The following is a 3,960-nucleotide window of genomic DNA, read 5'->3' as shown; positions in this document are numbered from 1 at the left end:
TTGGCAGCCATAACGGTTGGGTTAGGCGAGACTCGGCATCTAGCGATATTTCTATTTCGCGCTCGTTTGCTTCAAAACGAGGTAAACGAGGCAGCAACCAAAGCTGTAGAAAAGAAGGCGGTGCGCTGATCAGTAAGCGAAAGGCTTGTTCCGAGCGCTCGGTGACGTGCTGTACGCCACTGGCGATACGCAAAAGCCCCGCTTGCACATCTTCCGCTAATATCCGCCCCGCCTCAGTGACACATACTCCATTGGCATGACGTTCAAAGAGCGCCACCCCCAAATGCCCCTCTAGCTGCTTCACCTGACGGCTAACCGCGCCAGAGGTAACGCCAAGCCGATAAGCGGCGGCTTTGAAGCTGTTCTCGCGCGCAGCTTCGGCAAAGGCGCGTAGTGCATTAAGTGGTAATCTTTCAATTCTCATAGCATGAGTTTTCCTAAGCCTAGGCCAGAGAAGTAATCGTTTGTACGAGGTTTCTCTTCCTGGTGCAATAGGCGCCTTAATGTTATGGGAGCGTGCAATGAATACTCAAAGAGTAGCGTCAATTAACGCTAATGACAGCTCTGTAGTGGTATTCCAGCGTAAATCAGTGGATACCACAGCAGCATCACTAATGCTGCTATTTTGCTTGATACTGGGGTTTCAGCAAGTAGCGATTAAAGGTGTGGCTGAGGATATCTCACCCATGGTGCAGATAGCTCTACGCTCCGCTATCGCTGGAACACTGGTCGGTTTACTAGCTTATTGGCGAGGCGTTCGCTGGGCAGATTTGCGCCGTCATTGGATTGCCGGTTTGTTGGTTGGCTTAGGGTTTGCGGCGGAGTTCGCATTTGTTGCCTGGGGGTTAACGTATACCTTGGCATCGCACATGTCGGTCTTTCTTTACACGGCCCCCATTTTTGCCGCGCTTGGCTTACATCTTTGGGTGCCTGGTGAACAGCTGTCTATGCGGCAGTGGTGGGGAGTAGGGTTGGCGTTTACAGGGATGGTGATTGCGATGGCGCCGAGTGGTAGCTATGCCATAGAGATCATCATCGGTGATGCACTGGGCTTGCTAGCTGGACTCTCCTGGTCGGCTACGACCGTTGTAATTCGCAAGACCTCGCTTTCCGAGGCACCAGCAGAACTTACCTTAAGCTATCAACTGGGTATAACGGCGCTGCTACTGTTGCCGGTAGCGGTTATCTCTGGCCAGTTAATGAGCGCGCAGTTTGTTCCTATGGTGGTTGCCAGCCTTGGTTTTCAGGCGCTGGTTATTTCTTTTGGCGCGCTGCTGCTTTGGTTTACGTTGCTGCGCCGTTATCGTGCTTCTCAGTTAGGTGTGTTTTCTTTCTTAGCGCCGCTTTTTGGTGTGCTTTTTGGTACCCTGCTGCTTAATGAGCCGCTTAGCGTCAATTTTATAATTGGTGGGAGCGTTATCTTAGCCGGCATTGTTCTGGTAACGCGCTAACCACGTGGGCCGCCAATGATGGCCTTGCGTCTTTTAATCAGTGAAGAACTGACTTATGGGCCTAACTGTTTTATGAATTATTTTTTATGAATAGCACTCCTTTTCAATTACTAGCCTGTCCGTTAGATGGCGAGCCGCTTCATCTGGCAGGCAGTACTTGGCGCTGCTCTGTTGGGCATAGCTTCGATGTTGCTAAGCAAGGTTACGTCAACTTGCTTCCGGTACAGCAAAAGCGTTCCGCTGATCCTGGTGACAGTAAGCTGATGGTGGCAGCAAGGCAGCGTTTTCTTGAGGCTGGTTACTATCAGCCCATTGCCCAGGCGGTAAGTAAACACCTGTTAAACCATGCTGATGCGCAATCTGCCAGCTCGCTATTTGGCTGCCTGGATGCTGGCTGCGGTGAAGGTTATTACTTGCGTGAGCTATCTCGTGCTGCATCGAATTCGCGGCCACTTTCATTGCTGGGGTTAGATATTTCCAAGTGGGCAGTGCTGTCGGCGGCCAGACAAGATGATAAAAAATCTCCGCTTTGTCGTTGGGTTGTCGGGAGCAATGCGCACTTGCCAGTTCAAGCGGAGACGCTCGACAGTGTGCTGTGTATGTTTGGTTTTCCAGTGCATCACGAATTTGCGCGGGTATTAAAGCCGGGTGGCCTATTGGTGCAGGTTGAGGCAGGGGCGGGGCACCTGCGTGAGCTGAGGGAGGTGATTTATCCCACGCTTAAGCCAGACACGACAAGTGAACGGGAAGTGCCTGAGGGCTTTATCCAGTTGCACACAGAGTCACTTAACTATCAAATAACGCTGGAAGGGCAGGCATTAATTGGTGACCTATTAACGATGACGCCCCATCTTTACCGCGCCAGTCAGGAAGGCCGAGCACGTGCAGCGGCACTTGATGAGCTTACCCTGACGGTAGATGCCAAACTAATGGTGTATGAGCGTAAATAAGGGGTGTTACAAATCCGACCATACTCTCTTTCTGCATCTTTATGCTAACTGTCTTTCATTTTGTCTTTCATTTTCAACATGCAAACGCAACAAGGCCCGCATAAGCGGGCCTTGTTATTCGAACCTGTTAAGGTTCGAGCAAATTCTTAAACCGTTAAGGCTTAGGACATTTGCTTGATGTTAGAAGCCTGAAGGCCTTTCTTACCCTGGGTAACGTCAAAAGAAACGTTAGCACCTTCTTGAAGGGTTTTGAAACCGTCAGACTGAATTTCAGAGAAATGAGCAAAAAGGTCGTCGCCGCCGTCAGAAGGAGCGATGAAACCAAAACCTTTAGTGTCGTTAAACCATTTAACTGTGCCAGTTGCCATGATGTAGATCCTTTCGCGCTAATGCGCCGTAATAAAGTTCCTGGTATTACCCAGATGAATAGTAGCGGGTGAAACAAGGAATACAATATCAGGCTGCCGAAATAGATCGTACACTTCTGAAACCATGCTGCTTGCTAACCAACTGACGCTACAGTGACATGATTTTTTCTTCGGGTCAAAGCTTTTTTATGAATATTTCCTGGGGGGTGGTGTCAGGACAGCGGTTACTTCCACCCCACTTTTCAGGTGCTTGGGGGCTTTACGGTGAGTCAGACCTTCAATGTTAAAAATGGTATCTTTGGCGAAGCACTTTTGAAACGACAACCCTGTCGGTAAGGCACGTTATCAAAACGAGGAGAATCCAATGATTGCCGAACATGAATTGGCATACCTAAAGCGTGCGGTGGCTTTAGCAGAGGAGGCTTTAAATGCAGGGGATGAGCCATTTGGTAGCGTGCTGGTAAATGCCGAAGGTAAGGTGTTAGCCGAAGACCGTAATCGCATTGCCGGTGGAGATTCTACTCAGCATCCAGAGTTTTCGCTGGCCCGCTGGGCAGCGAACCATATGACGCCTGAAGAGCGCTCTAAAGCGACTGTCTATACCTCTGGAGAGCACTGTCCAATGTGTGCAGCGGCTCATGGGTGGGTAGGGCTAGGACGTATCGTTTACGTCAGTTCTTCTGAGCAGTTGGGAGCATGGTTGGCTGCACTTGGCGTAGCGCCACCTCCAGTCGCCCCGCTATCGATTAATGAGGTGGTGCCAGGTTTGACTGTTGATGGCCCAGTGCCTGGGCTGGACGAGCAAGTCCATGCCCTGCATCGCCGCTTGCATGCATAACATCAGGGCCGGGTTTTGAAGGGCTGGGTTTTAATTGTTTGGCAAGGCTCGGTAAGCAATGCATGGCCCAGAAAGACAAACGCCGCCTTGTGCTCGACAAGGCGGCGTTTGTTAAATCGATGCAAAAAAGAGCATCAGTGCTTCAATATGCCTAGTGTTTCAATATGACATAGAAGGCGTGGATGATGCCTGGGATAAAGCCAAACAGCGTGAGAATGATATTCAGCCAGAAATGTCCTTTGAAACCGACCTCAAAAAACACCCCTAGCCTGGATTTCTCATAGTACCTCAGCCAGTACCGCACTCAGGCTGTAACACCGCTAAACACCTACTGGCTCGACTTACATCGGCTA

The 3,960-nt window shown here is 50.3% G+C and carries 6 protein-coding genes (1 of these 6 only partly in view); 3 read left to right on the top strand and 3 right to left on the bottom strand.

Features of this window, described 5'->3' with window-relative positions; genetic code table 11:
• Positions 1–424: the 5' portion of a LysR family transcriptional regulator gene (locus INT22_RS20485; RefSeq protein ID WP_226912515.1), read on the bottom strand. 134 nt of this gene lie to the left of the window's left edge; only the first 424 of its 558 coding nucleotides appear in the window; the start codon lies at positions 422–424; the stop codon falls past the left edge of the window.
• Positions 425–521: 97 nt separating this feature from the next.
• On the opposite strand from INT22_RS20485, the gene INT22_RS08065 reads away from it, so the two are divergent.
• Complete coding sequence (locus INT22_RS08065) at positions 522–1,451, top strand: DMT family transporter (RefSeq protein ID WP_193060963.1); 930 nt, start codon at positions 522–524, stop codon at positions 1,449–1,451.
• Between the two features lie 86 nt (positions 1,452–1,537).
• Complete coding sequence (locus INT22_RS08060; protein WP_193060962.1) at positions 1,538–2,401, top strand: putative RNA methyltransferase; 864 nt, start codon at positions 1,538–1,540, stop codon at positions 2,399–2,401.
• A gap of 161 nt (positions 2,402–2,562) precedes the next feature.
• Here INT22_RS08060 and INT22_RS08055 read toward each other — a convergent pair whose 3' ends face one another.
• A complete protein-coding gene (locus INT22_RS08055; RefSeq protein ID WP_009722287.1) occupies positions 2,563–2,769 on the bottom strand; it encodes a cold-shock protein in 207 nt (68 codons plus the stop codon).
• A 364-nt stretch (positions 2,770–3,133) separates the two neighbouring features.
• On the opposite strand from INT22_RS08055, the gene INT22_RS08050 reads away from it, so the two are divergent.
• Positions 3,134–3,607 (top strand): nucleoside deaminase, encoded by a 474-nt coding sequence (locus tag INT22_RS08050; RefSeq protein WP_095602597.1) that lies wholly within the window; start codon positions 3,134–3,136, stop codon positions 3,605–3,607.
• Positions 3,608–3,758: 151 nt separating this feature from the next.
• Here INT22_RS08050 and INT22_RS08045 read toward each other — a convergent pair whose 3' ends face one another.
• The gene (locus tag INT22_RS08045) at positions 3,759–3,869 is read right to left on the bottom strand and encodes a YqaE/Pmp3 family membrane protein (RefSeq protein WP_442311550.1); all 111 of its coding nucleotides are present in this window, start codon (positions 3,867–3,869) and stop codon (positions 3,759–3,761) included.
• Between the last annotated feature and the right edge of the window lie 91 nt (positions 3,870–3,960).

This window comes from Halomonas sp. 3D7M, from assembly GCF_014897885.1.
Lineage (GTDB): Bacteria > Pseudomonadota > Gammaproteobacteria > Pseudomonadales > Halomonadaceae > Vreelandella.
Note: the sequence above shows the minus strand (reverse complement) of the source record. Positions and strands in the feature narration are given on the sequence as shown.

Excerpts from the sequence above, each read along its gene's own strand:
- INT22_RS08065 (WP_193060963.1), top strand. The coding sequence starts at position 522 with ATGAATACTCAAAGAGTAGCGTCAATTAACGCTAATGACAGCTCTGTA.
- INT22_RS08060 (WP_193060962.1), top strand. The coding sequence starts at position 1,538 with ATGAATAGCACTCCTTTTCAATTACTAGCCTGTCCGTTAGATGGCGAG.
- INT22_RS08055 (WP_009722287.1), bottom strand. The coding sequence starts at position 2,769 with ATGGCAACTGGCACAGTTAAATGGTTTAACGACACTAAAGGTTTTGGT.
- INT22_RS08050 (WP_095602597.1), top strand. The coding sequence starts at position 3,134 with ATGATTGCCGAACATGAATTGGCATACCTAAAGCGTGCGGTGGCTTTA.